The following is a 17,563-nucleotide window of genomic DNA, read 5'->3' on the forward strand; positions in this document are numbered from 1 at the left end:
AATCGCTGTTAAGAAGCTGTTTTAAAGAACAGAAAAGAGCTTAAGAACAGCAAAGCGCTACAAAAGAAACAGCGTGTTAAAGGTTCAGTGAGCGGATGATTTTGGTCACTTTACCTTCAGGGGTGCTTTCGACGACATAGCCTTTCTTATCATCAAAAATCTCTCCGTCGATGAAGTGCCAACCATTTGTTTTTTCGATGATCTCTTTAGGAAAGTTCTCATCAAACATAGAGTGGTTTGGATAGACAGTTTCGATAGCTTCAAATAATAGCTGTGCTTCATCTTGATTGGTCACCACGAAGTCTTCTTTCAGGCACATCGTCAATTCAGGTAGAGGTTGAGTGGTGAAGGGTTCTGTCATCGAGCCCAACACACCGTTATGTGCGTAAAAGCGGTATGAGCCAGAACTGCTCTCGCTTCCGTCTGGTGATTTAATGTAAGGCGTTGCACTGTAGAACTCACAGTTGAAGACCATTTTTTGAATAATGCTGCTTTGTGGTGTTACCTGAATGTCTATCCAAGAGCTGACTTGCGCTTGAATCTGGTTCACCATTTCTTGTTTATTAGTGTCTGCCATGAGTGGTGTTGAAACTAAAGCGGTGGTGGTCAGTAACAGTGAAAGCGTTTTATTCATCTTAAAATGGGCCCTGTGGAAGTGATTATTACGTAATATTGAATCTATTCATTAATGGAGTGAATGTTACTTTAAGAAGGTATTGCTTAACAGGGTCTACCTCACTATGAATAATGGAAAGCTCTGGGTGTGGGTCTAGGTAATCGATTACCTTTACTTGTAAGTCTATTTTTTTGAATTTTTAATCTAGCAAAGTTTGGATTTACAGTGCTATTAACTGTTATGTCATTGGTGTATGGGTGGTTGGTTTGATTGGGTTTTGTAAACATCTCAAATGTAAGTGCGCGTAAGAAAATAAAGCAAATGTAAGCGGGTGGTAGGCGATTAAAACACAGCAAATAATGTGTACTAAAAGAGGTAACCTTGATAAACCAAGGCGCACTGGTTGTTGCTTCTCTATTTTGTAAACGTGTATGTACAAAAGTGATTACTATGTTTTGCGTACGGTAAATGTAGGGCTCTGATTCCAATATTGATGATCTATGACCAGTATATATACTGCCCTCGCTTTTAATAAATACTGGTGATAGGAATGTCGAAAACCAAAGTGCTCATTGTTGAAGATGACCAAGAGATAGCTCGTTTAACGACGCTTTACCTCGAAGCCGAAGGTTACAATGTTAGCGTTGTTCATGAAGGGAACTTGGCACTTGAAGCGATCCGAAGTATTGAACCTGATTTAGTGCTGTTGGACTTGATGCTCCCAGGGATGAGCGGCGCGCAGATTTGCCGTCAAGCCCGCGAATTTTACAATGGAATGATCTTAGTGCTAACGGCCTCTGCCGATGAAATGAGTGAGGTCAGCTTATTTAAGTTTGGCGCGGACGATTACGTTGCCAAGCCGATTCGTGGCCATGCCTTGTTAGCGCGAATTGAAGCGTTATTGCGTCGAGCCACTCCCATAACAACTGCGCAAGAAACTACGGCTGAAAAACAGTGCGATATTGTAATCAACAGCTCTGCTCAAAGTGCCACGCTCTATGGCCAAAACCTCAAGCTTACTTCTGCTGAATTTGAAATCTTAAACCTTCTCGTTAATAACATCTGTCAGGTCGTGACTCGAGACCAATGCTGTCAGCTATTTAGAGGGATTGATTACGCGTTTAATGATCGCTCGATTGATATGCGCGTGTCTGGGTTACGCCGAAAGCTGCGCATTCACGCAAAAGACAAACAGTTGATTCGTACGGTTCGCAACAAGGGATACATGCTGGTTGCGTAAGTTCATTGCTACGAAGCTTCGCTCGGTTTCGATGTTTGCTCGCTTATACCTTGGGATTGTGACTGGGATGTCGGCAACGATATTTTTGTTTTTGAACCTTGGTGAAGGGCACATGCGACGCACCGAGATCGAAACCTTTCTCAATGATGGCATCTACTTTGCGGAGCAGTATGTTCGTCAACATAATCAAGAAAACTCACTCTATAAAGAGCTCGATAGAACAGGCTACCAACAATTTTATATCTTCAATTTACGCCTGTTGGATAATTGGTCGGGCGAGGCGCCTTGCCAACAATGTGAGTTATACACAACCTTAAACGGTGTGCCGATATATCTAAGTGATGACAACCTCTATTCGGCCGTGTTTCAGTTACCAAACTCTAAATTTAGTTTTGGGTTCAGTGAGGTAGGGGACTTTTTCTCTCCTGACATTGAATGGTATGAAGACTCAGAACGACACTTTTTGTTAGGGCTGTTATTGGCTGTAATCGTGGCGATTGGAGCAAGTGTTTACTTACCTGTGAGGCGTTTTCAAGAAAGAATAGAGTTGCTCGTCGAGAAGCAGAAGCAGTTTGGTAAGGGCAAGCTTAGTACTCGATCTGACATGGACGACATCCATCCTGTTTCTGATCTGGCCAGCAGTTTTAACTTCATGGCTGAAGAGATTGAAAGCAAAGTAAAACAAAGTCATATCTTCGCTCAAGCTATCCCACACGAAGTACGAACTCCGCTAAGTCGTATTCAACTGGCAACCGATATCCTAAGAAGGGGATCACCCGATAATCATCAGGTTCTTTTCGATGACATTGATACCTACATTGAGGATATCAACGAGCTCACGTCAGAAATCATCATGCTGTCAAAGTTGAATGTCATGGATAACTCTTTCTTTGAACTCGTTAAAGTGACCTCCGATCTTCGTGAGTATTGCCTAGACCGAATTCGTTACTCGAAACTAGAGAATGTCACCTTTGAATCTAAGGTACAGCTAGAGTGCAAGATTAAGTGTGATTGCTCAATGGCGCGTTTAGTGTTCGATAACGTTCTCAAGAATGCGGGTAATTACACACAAGACCAAGTGTGGATGACGTTAGATGAAAACTCAGAAAACTGGCTGGTGGTGATTGAAGACAATGGTTCCGGAATACCGGAGAATAAGCGTGATGAGGTATTTCTTCCGTTCTCTCGATTAGATTCAAGCAGAACGTCGACCACAGGTGGATTGGGGTTAGGCCTCGCGATTGCTCTATCGGCGGCTAAAAAGCTTTCTTGGGATATCAAAATCGACGACAGCAACCATGGTGGTGCCAAGTTCAGTATCGTGATTCCAAAAATCGCATAAGCTGTAGCTATAAGAGCTGTTCAGGCTCGTAAAATAACAAAGCCACGGACTAATACCGTGGCTTTTTCATATTCCGATTTACAAGCTAGTGACTTCTTAGTTACTACTGCTTAGAGCTTAGAGCTTAGAGCTTAGAGCTTAGAGCGATGAAGGCCATAAATAGCGTGGTCAACGATGCGACCATTCAAATTCTCGTTACGCGTAATGATACCTTCTAACGTGAAATGTAAGCGCTCACAAACCTTACGGCTGCTATGGTTACCGGTTGCGGCTGATATCTCGACCTTTTCCATATCTAACTCATTGAAAGCAATATCAATCAGCTTCTGGACAACGCGAGTCACAATCCCCTTTCCTTGGTATGTCTCAGATAACCAATAACCTATGGTCACCTTTTGCTTATCATGATCAATGGTATTGAAACTACAGTTACCGACCACCTTGTCTTGATACACGATCGCACAGGTCATACTTTTCCCTTCCGCATAATCGTGTAGCGAGCGCTGGATAAAGATCCTAAAGTCTTGCTCGGTTTTACAATGTGGCGGCCACGCGAGCCACTGGCTTAGGTACTCATTCTGGCTTTGTGAGATTTCCGCGTAGTGAGAAGCGAAGCTCTCTTCAACCAATGCGATGGAGAGTTCGTTGTCGATAACCGTTTTAAACATGTCTTTCCTTTTCTTATGGCTGCTTAATTTAAGCGAATCTTAGTCGGCAGGCTATAATGTCGCATGATTTTTAATATGCAACCACTTGTAGCACGAATTTTCCGTGATACGTTAGATCTATCACGAAACTCATTAAACCTTACAATAGTTGTGTATATAATCATTAGCTATGCATTAGTATTAGCGGCCTAAATATATAAAAACTATAAAAATGCTAGGCTTAAATAATGAATCAACATTGCCAGGACGTGACCGTGGACCTAAGGAAGGCTCTATTCGGTATTGCTAAGGCGCTTGATAACGTCGGTTTCGAAAGTAAAAATCATGGACAGAGAGTGGGCTACATCGCGTATCGATGTGCTCTGAGTGTGGGGTGGGAAGAAGAGCAAGCGCAGCTCGCGTTTTCGTTAGGCTTGATTCACGACTGTGGTGTCTCGCAAATTGATGAACAGCTCAGCTTAACGTCTGGGTTTGTACCTGACTCAAGCTACCACCATTGCCAAAAGGGCTATCAAATCTTAAAAGAGTGCCCGGTTCTTTCTATATTCGCTAAGCCGGTGCTTTATCATCATACTCCGTGGTCTGAACTAAAGGCTATTCATATCAGCGAGTTAGAAAAAGAGTTGGCTGCCATCGTGATGCTTGCCGATAGGGTCGATTATTTATACGGCATAACTTCTTCTGATCGTTATGGAAACCTAACACCCGATGGCAAAGCGAGCATCATTGAACGTTTGACTGAACAAGCGGATGAGATGTTCGAAACCAACCTTGTGCAACACATGTGTGAGTTGGTTGATTTAGATGATTTCTGGTTTTCTATGGAGATCCCATACATCGAGAACATGAGGGATAATTTTGAGCCTGTGCCATTCTTCTCACAACAGATGTCGTTGGATGAGACGGTGGCCTTTGCTGAATTTATCGCTAACGTTGTTGATACCAAAAGTTCGTTTACCTTTAAGCACTCTTTAAAGGTTGGGCAGCTTTCAGAGTACCTCGCCAAACAGCTGGGTTATTCATACACCACTCAGCGTAAACTCTATTTAGCAGGGCTAGTCCATGATATCGGTAAACTGCAAACCCCTAATGACATTTTACATAAGCCGGATTTACTAACTGAAGAAGAGTATTGCTGTATTAAACGCCATGCAACGGACACTCGATTCGCATTGCAGGAGTTGTTCAGTTCACCTCAGGTTTGTCAGTGGGCGTCTAATCATCATGAGAGATTGGATGGTTCGGGTTACCCAATGGGCAAAACGGCGGAAGAGTTGGATCAACCCAGTCGAATTGTTGCTGTGGTGGATGTGTTTCAAGCGCTAACTCAGTCTCGCCCTTATCGTGCAGGTATGACACTAGAAGAAACACTCGCTATTTTGACGGACTACGTTGATAACTTTAAGTTGGATCGAGAAGTGTTTGAGTGCCTTAATAAACACGCGCAATATTGCTTTGAATTATCAACAGACAAACGAATGTACGCGTTTTAACGCCATTGAATGCTTTCGAGGTGTGATGCCTTAACTCATACTCGATGAGAAATGACCAAGCACCAAAAACAGAAAAGCGATAGCCGAGGCTATCGCTTTTTTCATGGGGGCTTATCAGGATCTTTAGATCGAGATTAGTATCGTTTTAAGATCTCGATGATCGCTTGCTCAGTTTCCGCTGCGATGATGGCATCAATGTCATCATCATTTTGGAACAACTCTGATAGCGCCATAATCGTATGGATGTGGCTATCTGAGTCCATCGCCGCCAGAGTAATCGAAAGGTAAACGTCACCGTTGTCTTCTGACTCTAAATCAACACCCTTCTTGAATACCGTTACTTGCAGTGATGCTTCGTTCACACCATCTTCAGGACGAGCATGAGGCATCGCAATCTTTGGTGCCAGAACATAGTACGCGCCAATGTCCTTGTGTTTTTGCTTGATAGCTTCAACATAGCTTGCTTCGATTTTGTTGCTCGCTAGCAGTGTTGAACAGGTCACATCTATCGCAGCATCAACCGTTAGGTTCTCTTCAGAGTTGATGATAACGCCTTGGTTACCAATTAAATCGAATAAGCTCATGAAACAATCCACCCTAGGATAAGACCAACAACACCGAAGTCGAAGTCAGCAAACGTTGTCGCTTCAAGACCAAGGCCACCCAGTACAGGAAGCAGTAGCATTGGTAGGAAAGAGATACACAGACCTTGCGTGAATGAACCGAGAATTGCACCACGTAGACCGCCTGTCGCATTACCGTAAACGCCTGCTGCACCACCTACGAAGAAGTGTGGAACGACGCCAGCTACAATGATTGTCCAGCCAAGTGCACCTTGAACTGCCATTGCTAGTAGACCAGCAGCGAAAGAACAAAGGAAACCGATAAGTACCGCGTTTGGTGCTACAGGGAATACCATAGGGCAGTCTAGAGCAGGTTTTGCGCCCGGTACGAGTTTGTCAGAGATACCTTTGAATGCAGGAACGATTTCAGCTATCAGCATCTTCACACCTTGCAGTACGATGTAAACACCACCGGCAAACACAAGAGACTGCATGAAGGTGAATACTACCCAGTTCTGACCGTTTGATACTGTTTCAACAAAGTCACCGCCAGCAACAATTGAAGCAAACATAAAGAAGATGGCCATTGTTGTTGCTACAGCAACGGGCGTATCACGCAAGAACATTAGGCTCTTAGGTACGTTGATGTCTTCTGTTGATTTTGAAGTGTCACCAAACTTGCTACCAATGTAACCCGATACTAAGTATGAGAACGTTGAGAAGTGACCCATCGCCAACTGATCAGTACCCATCACTTTCTCTGTGTATTTTTGAGCAAGTGCAGGCATGATAACCATCAGTGAACCAACAATGATCGAGCCGATTGCAACTAGAGCAGTGCCTTCGATGTTAGCTGTCGACAGGATTACCGCTACCAGCATAGACATGAACATTGTGTGGTGACCCGTTAAGAAAATATATTTTAGAGGAGTAATACGAGCCAATAAAATATTCACAACGAATGCGAAGAACATAATTAGAGCCATTTCATAACCGAATGCTTCTTGTGCTAATGCAACAATTGCTTCGTTATTTGGAATAACACCACTTACGCCGAATGCTTCAGTAAATACAACTGAGAAGTTATTTAGTGCGCCAACAAGAGCGCCAGCACCAAAACCTAAAATTAGGAAACCCATTACGGTTTTAATTGTGCCTTTTAGAATGGTAGAAACATCTGCTTTTTGTGCAACCAGGCCAATAAAAGCAATTAAACCTACCATGATCGCCGGCTCTTTTAATAAGCCGAGCATGAACTCGAAAAAGTTTTGCATAAATTTGACCTTACATGAAAGTTTTTAGTTGTTCTTCAATAGATGCTTTGTCAAAAATATTTTTAAGGCTGATGATGTTCTCTTTACCAGCGTCTTTTAGTTGGTTTGCAACGTCTGTTGCTGCAACCCAAATATCTGCATTGCTTGATGCTGCAGATGATAGATCTTCGTGATCAACTTCTGCTTCGAAACCGATTTTTTTAGCGACTTCTTTTACTGCCATTTCCATCATTAGAGAAGTACCAAGGCCGTTACCGCAAACTACAAGAATCTTTTTCATAATATTTGTCTCAATTGGATTTTAGGGGTTGAGAAACTTCGTTCTCTTATTGTGTGAGAGCATAGTAATGGAAATATTCAGATTTCAATAAGATCTCCATCACAAAGCTAAAATGAGATTGTGATGGAGATCTCGTTAATTTGTAGTAAAGATCCAGAGTGAGACTTTGATCAAATTTAACTTTTCACTCGAATATGCAACGTATTTTATTGAGAAAGGCGGGCTTAATTAATTTTTATATCAGAATATAAATCTAAAGAGGCTTTATTGTAGAAAATAGAGAATTAATCGTATCGACCGTAGTCAGTAAGCATTTTCTTAAGCATGCTATTAACGTCTTTGGTCTTTTTATTTCTTTTAGTCAGTTGGCTAAGAGAGGTTGGTTTTGGTGAGGCAACATTTTCACTGTCGACTTCTTCAGTTTTATCTTTCATTTTCTGTACGGCAGGCAATAACATTCTAATTTCTTCGTTATTGGCATTGGTCAGTACCACAATATTTTCAGATTCAACTTGAGTAATGGTTAATATCCCGTGTTTAACCGATTCAACCTTTTCACCAATCATAATTGACTCAGGCGCAACAGAGCGATCGGTAAGTTGACCTGTACGTAATTTCGCCGCGCTGATAGCGCGGATATTTCCGGTATTTTCAAACGCGACAATAACAGTATAGGTATTATAATATTCAACTACTGTCACATAGCCGTGTCTATTTGTTTTGAATCTAGCTCCATTGTTCATGTCGTGCGGAGCTTCCATTTTCTTCACGTGTTTCCTCTCTTAGTCTCGATGGCTGTTATATCTAATCAGCTCTATTGGTATTTTATAGAAAATTATTTGGTGAGATCACACAAAGTATATACGCATCTAAACTTAAGATGAATCTTGAAGTCTCGGGAAATGAGGCAGAGCACAGAAAAGTAGTAAGAATCACACAGAATTAACCGAGAGGTTACTCAGTGCCCTACATAGGTTGAACATGTTCTGTTCATTTCATAATTTTCATTTACAAGACTCTGTTACTTAAAAATTTTATTGGCTGATGACTCAATAAATTTAACGCGATGTGTGAGCGAATTTATATAAATAACAATTATGTAAAATATTGATTTGATGAATATTTACTCATTAAGTCGATTTTTGTTAGAACAGCCTATTCAAAACAATAAGATAGGTAAATCTATGAAAAAACTCGTCAGTTTACTGCTCGCTGCAGTATCGTTAGGGCTTTCTGGTTGTGCAACGGTATTAACAGCAGAACAAAGTGCGCCTCAACTCAATGAAGTTCCACAGGAAAAAGCGTTGACCGTCGCTGTAATCGATAAGAGACCATACGTTCTCGCTCATGATAAAGAGCCAAAATTTGAGGGAATTATTCGCAGTTCGTTAGGTATTCCTTATACCTACAACACGGCGACACAGCAGCCAATGTCTCAATTTTTGACTGACAGATTGGTCGCAGGCTTGAAAAAACAGCAAGTAGCTGTTGAGTCGGTTGAGACGACGCCTGAAGAGGATATCACCAAGGTTGCTGAGCAGATGAAAGCATTCGACAACAAATCGATGATGTTTGTCTTGAATGAGTGGAAGTATGACTTCCACGCATTTACGGATAACTCTTGGTACAACGTTAATGTGATTATCTATGATGAAGCTGGTAATAAGCTACTCAGCAAAAATTTCCAAGGCGAGAATGATGTACCTGATGGTGGTGCAATCATCAATGAGATGCAACTGATCTACAAACAGCGTTTTGAAGAGATATTCCGAGATGCTGAAGTGAAAAGTGCCCTGCTAAACTAGTTATTCCCACTTTGATCTCATATTTTGAAAAAGCCACACTCTGTGGCTTTTTGTTTTAATGATGGTTTTTTTTGCATTATTTCTTGCTGGAAAAATTAATTATTGCGAGAAGTAGTTCGATTTGTACGCTTTATGACCGCGCGATCGTTTGCGTCAAAAAATGTGATGAAAGTCTCACTTAACTGTTTATACTTCTTTTCCGGTTTTAAGCCGGTGCTTAGCCAATACAAGCCGTCACATGGATATGTGAATGACCCCACGGACCGGACCAGCTACGTTCCACTGCTTGTATAAGGTGATTTTTTACATGAACAACTCGTTGTTACATTCGCTAACCCTGTTAGCTCCTTCATCGCGTAGCGTTTTGCTTGCGGTTCTTTGTCCTGTTCCTTTGATGTCATTTGCTTGGCTCATGTTCACTCTTTAAGGATTACTAGGACACATTATGAATATTCTATTTGGTTTTGTCGGTGTTCTTGCACTGATTGCTTGCGCGTACCTGCTATCTGAAAGTCGTTCTTCGATTAACTGGAAAACGGTCTCTCGTGCTCTATTACTTCAAATCGGCTTTGCGGCCTTGGTTTTGTATTTCCCATGGGGACAATTGGCACTAACAAGCCTAAGTAATGGTGTTTCTAGCCTGCTTGGTTTCGCAGACGCTGGTATTGCCTTCCTTTTCGGTGACCTTGCTACTGAAGGCTTCATTTTCGCGGTTCGCGTACTTCCAATCATTATCTTCTTCAGTGCTTTGATTTCTGCGCTTTATTACTTAGGCGTCATGCAAAAAGTGATTCAAATCTTGGGCGGAGCGGTGCAAAAACTGCTGGGTACAAGTAAAGCTGAATCTCTAGTTGCTACAGGTAATATCTTCCTTTCTCAGGGTGAGTCTCCTCTTCTTATTCGTCCTTTTTTAAAGTCTATGACTCGTTCGGAACTGTTTGCTGTAATGGCAGGCGGTATGGCGTCGGTAGCGGGTAGTGTACTTGGTGGTTATGCGGGCCTTGGCGTTGAGCTTAAATACCTTATCGCAGCAAGCTTTATGGCGGCTCCGGGTAGCCTGTTAATGGCGAAGATCATTGTTCCTGAGCGCAGCACACCGAGTGACTACGACCACATCGAGCTCGATAAAGCTGACCAAAGCAACGTGATTGATGCATTGGCAAGTGGCGCGATGAACGGTATGAAGGTTGCGGTAGCGGTTGGTACTATGTTGATTGCCTTCGTGAGTGTGATTGCGATGGTCAACACTGGCCTAGAAAGCCTAGGTGAAACGTTCGGTTTTGCGGGTATTACACTGCAAGCTATCTTCGGTTACCTGTTCTCGCCTCTTGCATGGCTAATCGGTATCCCAAGTGATGAAGTATTGATGGCAGGTTCTTACATCGGTCAGAAGATCGTTATGAACGAGTTTGTTGCTTTCATCGACTTCGTTGAGAACAAAGCGCTACTATCTGAACACAGCCAAGTAATCGTGACTTTTGCTCTGTGTGGCTTTGCTAACATTGGTTCTATCGCAATTCAGTTAGGTTCAATCGGTGTTATGGCGCCAGAGCGCCGTGCTGAAGTTGCAAACTTAGGTTTGAAGGCTGTAGCTGCTGGTACGCTAGCAAACCTAATGAGTGCATGCTTAGCGGGTATTTTCATCCTGCTTTAAGCTAGATTCAGTTAAAGCGGACACTTTGCTTACGGAGTTAACGTAAGAAGGGTGTCCGCTTTTTTGTGCCTGCTAATCAAGCGAACTTAGGTTTTCGTTGTCGAGTGCCATTTGCCTGTCGTGACTAAAAGCTCACTCGGAAGAGTAATAGAGCCAGTTCCTTTTATCCGATATACTTGAATATCATCAGGTTGCGATTAATAGTATTCGGCTTCGATTAAGAACATTCGATTTCGATTGAGAATATTCGGTTCCGACTAAGCATATCCGCTTTCGACTAGGAACAATGGCAACCAAGCTAAATTAATCAAGGGTCTCTCCATGAACATTCGCGTTCTCATCGGTCTTATTGTTACCTTCATTGGCTTGTTTGCGATGGTTTACCTAATTGCTGGCGGCGCTCAGTTTCCTATCTACCAGTGGCCAAAAGAGGCTTATCTCGGTTTGGTGTTCAGTGTCGTGTGGGGGGCAGGTGTCGCAGCGTCTGTAGCGTATTTCTTCTCGGCATTGGTATTTGTCACTGTCGCCGTGGTTTGCTATGCGATCGGTTATAAAATCGGTGGGCTCTTTTCAAGCAAGTCAGAAGCGTAAAGCTGAAGTTTAAACGTACGCTTTTTGCATTTTCTTTGGGGTTAACGTTCGCCTTAACCCTCTCTTAACCCCCAGCTCGTTATCTTGTCTCCATTCTTACAGGAGACAAGAAGATGAAATTGAATCTTCCTTTAAAACATTCCCTTATTTCACTTGCTCTAATCGGATTGATGGGTTGTACGACAACCAGTCAGGCCGACTATGTTTCACTCGCTGAGCAAAGCACTAATCAGACACAACAAAGCTTACTCGCAGAGCTGATTCAACAGGCTTCTAGTGATCAAGCGTCGACTCAACAAGATCTAGACGCTGAGAACCTACAACTTACCGATTTAGTGAATGCACCGGAGCTCGATCTCTATATCGAGCGCGCTCTGCAGAATAGCCCAAGCCTCCAACAAAACATCACAGCACTCAAAATAGCTTATGCGCAGCAAGGTGTAACTTCAGGTGATCGCTTACCAACCGTCGATGCGAGCTTTTCTGGTCAAGCTGACGAAGGCACTAACGGCTCAAGCACGACTGAAACCTACACCACAGATGTCACGGTTGGTTGGGAACTCGATCTATGGCAGAAGCTGGCAGACACAAACAACGCCGCTTTGAAAGATATTGCGACGTCTCAGGCTAACCTTCAGGGCGCTCAAGATCTTTTAGTCGCGAGTGTGATGAGAGGTTGGCTTGATATCAGTTTGAAGCAACAGCTTGTCGATATCGAATCGCAGCGTTTGGTGATTCTAGAAAATAATGAAGAGCTGGTTTTAGAACGTTATCGCGCAGGGCTAGGTAGCCTTGAAGATCTAGATAATGCAAAAACGAGCAGCGCATCGACTCAAGCAACCTTAGCTGATTACCGTGAGCAACTAGCACAAAGCCGACGTGAGTTGGTTTTGTTAACAGGGCAATGGAGTGGGGATTCTGAGGAGTTATCACTTGCGGACCTCGGTTCATTTCCAACCATCATTAATCCGCTAGACAACATGCCGACACAAGATCTAGCAGGTCGTCCCGATCTTCAAGCGGCTTTCTTTAATATCGAAGCAGAAACATTGCGTGCTGACGCGGCGTACAAAGCGATGCTGCCGTCTATCAGCTTATCTGCAAGCCTAACCGATATGGCGGATTCTCCGAGTGAAGCGCTGCTTACCGGGCCTTTGTGGAGTGCGCTTGGCCAAGTGTCAGCACCACTGTTTCAAGGTGGCAAGCTAAAAGCACAGGCAGAAATTGCTGACCTAACCACAGAAACCAGCTACTGGGCTTACCAAGATACACTGCTCAATGCGGTGAATGAAGTGGAAAATGCGATGGGGCAAGAGTCCTCATTAACGCTTCAACAGCAACACCTAACGAACGCCTTGGTAAGCGCACAACGCAGCTTCACCAGCTATGAAGAGAAATACCGTCAGGGTTTGGTCGACATTTTTGATCTACTTACTGTTCAGCAGCAAACCTATGACCTTGAAGCGCAGTTAACACAAACCATTTATAACCGTCTCGTAAACCGAATTGATTTAGGCCTAGCTCTGGGCTTGGGAGTATCTTCATGAAACTGAACACCATCACAATTGCAATCACCTTAGTTGCTGGTTCAAGCATTTTTGCTGCCCTTGCTTACAACGGTTCACAAGTGGCTCCTACTCCTCAAAAGACGAATGAACTAACGGTTTCAGAGCCTAAAGCTACGCCTATTCAAACCAAGTCTATTGATACGACGACTTTGCCTGCTTCACAACAACAGCAAGTCTCTGTGGTACTTGCCACTCTCGGTGACTACCAAGCAGAAGTGGTGGGTTACGGAGAAGCGAAGTCGCGTTACGAGCTGATGTTTTCGACGGAAGTTGGTGGTCGAGTAGAGACAATCAGCTCGCAGTTTGAAACAGGGCAAGTGATTGGCCAAGGTGAAGTGATCGCTAATATCGATTCGACCAGTTACCAACAAGCGGTAACCCAAGCGAAGGCGAATGTTGCTCAAGCTCAACTGGATTTGTTGGAAGAGCAGAGACAAGGCGAACAAGCTAAGTCTGAATGGCAACGCTCTGGTTTGTCTGGCGAGCCGGATTCACCTTTAGTATTACGCGAACCACAACTGGCACAAGTAACAGCAGCCTTGGAGAACGCCAAGCTTGAATTGGTGAAGGCTGAGCAAGACCTCGAAAAAACAACCTTGGTTGCCCCTTTTGATTCGTTGGTCGTGAGCCGTGATGTTCAACCGGGAAGCTACGCACAAACGGGCGCTCAGATAGCCACGTTATACAGCGTTGATGAGGTTGAGGTCTCTGTTCCCCTTTCTGAAAGCCAATGGTTGAGTTTGCCAAGCAGCGATAACACACAATTGAAAGAGCAGCCGTGGCCAGTGACGCTATCGAGTTCTGATGGTCAATTCCAATGGCAAGGTTATGTCGAGCGAGTTGAGCAGCACTTACAACAAGACACGCGTCAGCGCTCATTGATCGTGAAAGTCGATAACCCTTTGGAGCAAGACAAAGATCTTTATCCAGGAACGTTCGTACAAGCGACGATCTCGGGTAAGCAGTTAACCCAATTGTGGGAACTTCCAGCTTCTTCACTTTCGCAGCAAGGTGACCTGTGGTTTGTGGATGATAGCGGTCAACTTTCGAAATCAAACGCGAATGTTGAATTTGAAAAGGGTGGTTTGATTTACATCGATCCTACCAAATTGAGCCTGGAAATTGGTGACAGTATGCAAGTGGTTAAGCGTCCGTTAAGCAGTTTTAAAGCGGGCATGATCGTTCTGGCTAAGGCGGAGGGTTAGTCATGTCTCATGAGTTGAAACCGAATAACCAAGCGGACAGTAACCAGAAGCCAACTAAACCACACACTGGCGCAATCGCATGGTTCGCGAATAACTCGGTGGCTGCGAACTTACTGTTAGTGGGCGTGATCATCATAGGTCTTTTATCGCTTAACACGTTACGTAAAGAAGCATTTCCAAGCCTAGAACCCGATGTGGTGACAGTATCTGTGACCTATGACAGTGGTGACCCTATTCAGGCGGAAGAAGGCTTAGCGATTAAGATTGAAGATGCGTTAGAAACCGTACCGGGCATTAAGCGTATTACGTCAACTTCTGATGCGAATGGTAGCCATGTTTCGATTGAAAAAACGAGCACCTATGATCTTGATACCCTGTTAACTGACGTTAAAACTAAGGTTGATGCGATCAATAACCTGCCTTCTGGCGCTGATAATCCTGTGATTGATAAAGCTCGCATGCAAGATCATGCCTTATGGGTACAGATCTATGGTGACGCAGACCGAGCAACGCTGCAGAGCTTAGCCGAGCAATTGAAATCAGATCTACTGAGCCAGTCATCCATTCGTGATTTGGAAATCAAGGCTAAGGCTGATCCTATGATCTCAGTTGAGGTTGATGAGAACAAGCTACAGGCATACGGCTTAACTCTGACTGACGTTTCTGAAGCGATCAATGCGGAATCTTCTGCGGCTATCTCGACGAGCCTTCGCAATGGCGAAAAAACGGTTCGTTTGAAGGTTTCTGAACAGGCGTATGAGATCCAAGATTTCAACGCGATTCCGGTGATGACGACGACTGATGGTACGCAAATTACCTTGGGTGACATTGCCAACGTTGAAGACATGTTTGCTGATGATACTTTCATGCTTTCTCGTTATAACCAACAGAATGCGATGGCAATTCAGATCGTGATGGATGAATACGGAGACGTCGTCAGCATTGTTGAGCAAGCAGAGAAAGTGGTAGAGCGCTGGGAGAACAGCAACATGCTGCCGAGCGATGTCGAAATCGAAACTTGGTACGACAAAAGTACCATGATCAAAGACCGCTTAAGCCTATTGATGAAGAACGCGCTCACCGGTATCGCTTTGGTGTTCATGGTGTTAGCGGTATTCCTAAACGTACGTGTTGCTTTCTGGGTAGCAGCTGGCTTACCGTTTGTCTTTTTTGGCACCATGTTCTTCATGACAGATACCTTCATGGGGTTAACCATCAATGAAATGACCACCTTTGGTTTTATTATGGCGCTCGGGATAGTGGTCGATGATGCGGTGGTGGTTGGGGAAAGTATCTATTCCACGCGCAAAGAAGAAGGCGATTCGATAGGCAGTACTATTCGAGGCACCATGAAGGTGGCATCACCAACTATATTTGGTGTGTTAACGACGGTTGTTGCCTTCTTAGCGTTAGCGAATGTTGACGGTAAAATGGGGCAAATTTACGCACAATTCGGCACGGTCGTGACTATCTGTTTGTTGTTGTCTTTGGTTGAGTCTAAATTCATTCTGCCATCGCACCTTGCACACATTAATACCAAGCGCAGTGAGAAGAAGGGGCTGTGGGCAAGTGTTCAACATGCTGCCGATACTGGGCTAGGTTGGTTTAATAATCGTATCTACTGCCCCGCAATTGAATGGGCGCTGAAACTGCGTTATGCGGTAGTGATGGTTTTCTTGTCATTGCTTATTTTAGTTGCTGGGTTACCAATGACGGGTGCGGTTCGTGTGGCGTTCTTCCCTGACATGCCGGGCGACACAGTAACTGCCGATATGTCGATGCAAAACGACGCGAGCTTTGGTCAAACACAACAAAACTTGTTGGTGCTTGAAGCGGCGGCAACCCAAACGGATGAAACACTGAGAGCACAATACGGTGCTCAAGATGAAGCGTCTAAGCTGTTGAGCCTTCAAGTTATCGCCGATGCCGATGATTCTGGCCAAGTGAAAATTGAATTGGACAGCGACAGTGTCTACACATCGAACGAGTTTGCTGATGCTTGGCAAGAGACTGTGGGCCAGATGGAAGGGGTTAAGAAGCTCAAGATCTTGTCTAAAATGGAGATGGTCGACAACTTCAAAGTAGAGCTGAAAGCATGGAATGAAGAATCAGTGACTGCGGCGGGTAATGATTTCTTAACCAAGCTGCAATCTATTGAAGGTGTGAGTGGCATTGACCATAACTTGGATCTTGGCGAACCTCAGTATCGTTTCGAATTAACACAACAAGGCCGTGCGTTAGGCTTTGATACTGCAAGTCTTTCACAGCAAGTATTGCAAGCGTTTGGTGGTGATATTGTTCAGCAGTTCCAGCGTGGTAAAGATGAGGTGAAAGTTCGAGTTCGTTACCCAGAATCGGATCGCCAAACCATTGCGGATATCAAGCAATCGAGCGTGAGAACTAACGACGGTACCGTGGTGCCTTTGAGCACGGTTGCTGAAGTATATTCTGATTACCAAGTATCAGAGATCACACGCATTGATAGCCAACGAGCGGTGTACATCAGTGCAGTATTAGATAAAGACGTGGTTGCACCTGCTGAGTTAGTCCATCAGCTGCAAGATACATTAGTACCTGATCTAGAAGCGCAATATCCGGGGTTAACGGTCGACTTTGCTGGCGAAACGGAAGAACAAGAAGAGACGGCTAGTTCAATGATGAGTATGTTTATACTTGCCATGATAGCTATCTACACCCTTCTTGCTATCCCGCTGAAGTCTTACATTCAACCAGTGATCATCATGACAGCGATTCCATTTGGTATTGTTGGGGCAATCCTAGGGCACTGGTGGAATGACTTAACAATCAGTATCCTATCGTTAAACGGTATCCTTGCGTTGAGCGGTGTGGTGGTGAACGACAGCTTGTTGTTGGTATCTCGTTTTAACGAACTAATCAAAGAGCAGGGCAAGTCGGTTCACGATGCGATTGTTGAAGCGTGTTCTGGTCGACTAAGAGCGGTATTACTTACATCGGTTACAACGTTCGCGGGCTTGACGCCTCTATTAAGTGAAACGTCTCTGCAGGCTCAGTTCCTGATCCCTGCGGCAGCGGCGCTAGGCTACGGAATTTTGTTTGCGACGTTTATTACACTGATTCTGACGCCTGCGTTGTTAATGATTCAGTGTGAGATTAAGTCTTTGATTCTTAAAGTCACAAATCGAGTCAAAGGCGTTGAACAAACGGCTTAACAATAGCTAAGCTAATGATGATATCTAGGCTGATGATTGCCGAGCGAGGCTCAGCAACTTAGGTCTAGGTTCA

At 44.0% G+C, this 17,563-nt stretch carries 15 protein-coding genes; 9 read left to right on the forward strand and 6 right to left on the reverse strand.

Features of this window, described 5'->3' with window-relative positions; all coding sequences use genetic code 11:
* Positions 1-76: 76 nt before the first annotated feature.
* Positions 77-634, reverse strand: coding sequence for a hypothetical protein (locus tag AB6E85_RS05400; protein ID WP_372141757.1), 558 nt, complete (start codon positions 632-634; stop codon positions 77-79).
* A gap of 532 nt (positions 635-1,166) precedes the next feature.
* Here AB6E85_RS05400 and AB6E85_RS05405 point away from each other — a divergent pair.
* A complete protein-coding gene (locus tag AB6E85_RS05405) occupies positions 1,167-1,856 on the forward strand; it encodes a response regulator transcription factor (protein ID WP_048612865.1) in 690 nt (229 codons plus the stop codon).
* Entirely contained in the window at positions 1,849-3,198 is a 1,350-nt protein-coding gene (locus AB6E85_RS05410) for a sensor histidine kinase (protein ID WP_372141758.1), read from the forward strand. Before AB6E85_RS05405 ends, AB6E85_RS05410 begins: the two co-directional genes overlap by 8 nt.
* Before the next feature lie 131 nt (positions 3,199-3,329).
* Here AB6E85_RS05410 and AB6E85_RS05415 read toward each other — a convergent pair whose 3' ends face one another.
* Positions 3,330-3,866: a GNAT family N-acetyltransferase gene (locus AB6E85_RS05415; protein ID WP_372141759.1), complete on the reverse strand. Its 537-nt coding sequence runs from the start codon at positions 3,864-3,866 to the stop codon at positions 3,330-3,332.
* A 227-nt stretch (positions 3,867-4,093) separates the two neighbouring features.
* Between AB6E85_RS05415 and AB6E85_RS05420 the strand changes: the two genes are divergently transcribed.
* Positions 4,094-5,359, forward strand: coding sequence for an HD-GYP domain-containing protein (locus AB6E85_RS05420; RefSeq protein ID WP_050644072.1), 1,266 nt, complete (start codon positions 4,094-4,096; stop codon positions 5,357-5,359).
* 134 nt (positions 5,360-5,493) lie between these two features.
* Here AB6E85_RS05420 and AB6E85_RS05425 read toward each other — a convergent pair whose 3' ends face one another.
* From AB6E85_RS05425 to AB6E85_RS05440, 4 genes are all read right to left on the reverse strand, one after another.
* On the reverse strand, positions 5,494-5,943 hold the full coding sequence (locus AB6E85_RS05425; protein WP_017070990.1) for a PTS sugar transporter subunit IIA: 450 nt from the start codon (positions 5,941-5,943) through the stop codon (positions 5,494-5,496).
* Positions 5,940-7,196: a PTS ascorbate transporter subunit IIC gene (locus AB6E85_RS05430; RefSeq protein ID WP_048608964.1), complete on the reverse strand. Its 1,257-nt coding sequence runs from the start codon at positions 7,194-7,196 to the stop codon at positions 5,940-5,942. Before AB6E85_RS05430 ends, AB6E85_RS05425 begins: the two co-directional genes overlap by 4 nt.
* 10 nt (positions 7,197-7,206) lie before the next feature.
* Positions 7,207-7,476, reverse strand: a complete 270-nt coding sequence (locus tag AB6E85_RS05435) for a PTS sugar transporter subunit IIB (protein ID WP_017064872.1) — start codon at positions 7,474-7,476, stop codon at positions 7,207-7,209.
* Between the two features lie 284 nt (positions 7,477-7,760).
* The gene (locus AB6E85_RS05440; RefSeq protein ID WP_048609093.1) at positions 7,761-8,237 is read right to left on the reverse strand and encodes a hypothetical protein; all 477 of its coding nucleotides are present in this window, start codon (positions 8,235-8,237) and stop codon (positions 7,761-7,763) included.
* Positions 8,238-8,660: 423 nt separating this feature from the next.
* Between AB6E85_RS05440 and AB6E85_RS05445 the strand changes: the two genes are divergently transcribed.
* From AB6E85_RS05445 to AB6E85_RS05470, 6 genes are all read left to right on the forward strand, one after another.
* Entirely contained in the window at positions 8,661-9,281 is a 621-nt protein-coding gene (locus AB6E85_RS05445) for a hypothetical protein (protein WP_372141760.1), read from the forward strand.
* Positions 9,282-9,726: 445 nt separating this feature from the next.
* Positions 9,727-10,935, forward strand: coding sequence for a NupC/NupG family nucleoside CNT transporter (locus tag AB6E85_RS05450; protein WP_102432666.1), 1,209 nt, complete (start codon positions 9,727-9,729; stop codon positions 10,933-10,935).
* Positions 10,936-11,256: 321 nt separating this feature from the next.
* Positions 11,257-11,526 carry a hypothetical protein gene (locus tag AB6E85_RS05455; RefSeq protein WP_017060599.1) on the forward strand — a complete coding sequence of 90 codons (270 nt, stop codon included), beginning with the start codon at positions 11,257-11,259 and terminating at the stop codon, positions 11,524-11,526.
* A gap of 113 nt (positions 11,527-11,639) precedes the next feature.
* A complete protein-coding gene (locus AB6E85_RS05460; protein ID WP_372141761.1) occupies positions 11,640-13,073 on the forward strand; it encodes a TolC family protein in 1,434 nt (477 codons plus the stop codon).
* Positions 13,070-14,299 (forward strand): efflux RND transporter periplasmic adaptor subunit, encoded by a 1,230-nt coding sequence (locus AB6E85_RS05465; RefSeq protein WP_372141762.1) that lies wholly within the window; start codon positions 13,070-13,072, stop codon positions 14,297-14,299. Before AB6E85_RS05460 ends, AB6E85_RS05465 begins: the two co-directional genes overlap by 4 nt.
* A 2-nt stretch (positions 14,300-14,301) precedes the next feature.
* Positions 14,302-17,490 (forward strand): efflux RND transporter permease subunit, encoded by a 3,189-nt coding sequence (locus AB6E85_RS05470; RefSeq protein ID WP_372141763.1) that lies wholly within the window; start codon positions 14,302-14,304, stop codon positions 17,488-17,490.
* The last annotated feature ends 73 nt before the right edge of the window (positions 17,491-17,563 follow it).

The organism is Vibrio sp. 10N.247.311.51, assembly GCF_041467855.1.
GTDB classification, from domain to species: domain Bacteria; phylum Pseudomonadota; class Gammaproteobacteria; order Enterobacterales; family Vibrionaceae; genus Vibrio; species Vibrio coralliirubri.

Bases quoted from the DNA above. Each gene is read 5' to 3' on its own strand.
- AB6E85_RS05400 (WP_372141757.1), bottom strand. From the start codon at position 634: ATGAATAAAACGCTTTCACTGTTACTGACCACCACCGCTTTAGTTTCA.
- AB6E85_RS05405 (WP_048612865.1), top strand. From the start codon at position 1,167: ATGTCGAAAACCAAAGTGCTCATTGTTGAAGATGACCAAGAGATAGCT.
- AB6E85_RS05415 (WP_372141759.1), bottom strand. From the start codon at position 3,866: ATGTTTAAAACGGTTATCGACAACGAACTCTCCATCGCATTGGTTGAA.
- AB6E85_RS05420 (WP_050644072.1), top strand. From the start codon at position 4,094: ATGAATCAACATTGCCAGGACGTGACCGTGGACCTAAGGAAGGCTCTA.
- AB6E85_RS05425 (WP_017070990.1), bottom strand. From the start codon at position 5,943: ATGAGCTTATTCGATTTAATTGGTAACCAAGGCGTTATCATCAACTCT.
- AB6E85_RS05430 (WP_048608964.1), bottom strand. From the start codon at position 7,196: ATGCAAAACTTTTTCGAGTTCATGCTCGGCTTATTAAAAGAGCCGGCG.
- AB6E85_RS05435 (WP_017064872.1), bottom strand. From the start codon at position 7,476: ATGAAAAAGATTCTTGTAGTTTGCGGTAACGGCCTTGGTACTTCTCTA.
- AB6E85_RS05440 (WP_048609093.1), bottom strand. From the start codon at position 8,237: ATGGAAGCTCCGCACGACATGAACAATGGAGCTAGATTCAAAACAAAT.
- AB6E85_RS05445 (WP_372141760.1), top strand. From the start codon at position 8,661: ATGAAAAAACTCGTCAGTTTACTGCTCGCTGCAGTATCGTTAGGGCTT.
- AB6E85_RS05450 (WP_102432666.1), top strand. From the start codon at position 9,727: ATGAATATTCTATTTGGTTTTGTCGGTGTTCTTGCACTGATTGCTTGC.
- AB6E85_RS05455 (WP_017060599.1), top strand. From the start codon at position 11,257: ATGAACATTCGCGTTCTCATCGGTCTTATTGTTACCTTCATTGGCTTG.
- AB6E85_RS05460 (WP_372141761.1), top strand. From the start codon at position 11,640: ATGAAATTGAATCTTCCTTTAAAACATTCCCTTATTTCACTTGCTCTA.
- AB6E85_RS05465 (WP_372141762.1), top strand. From the start codon at position 13,070: ATGAAACTGAACACCATCACAATTGCAATCACCTTAGTTGCTGGTTCA.
- AB6E85_RS05470 (WP_372141763.1), top strand. From the start codon at position 14,302: ATGTCTCATGAGTTGAAACCGAATAACCAAGCGGACAGTAACCAGAAG.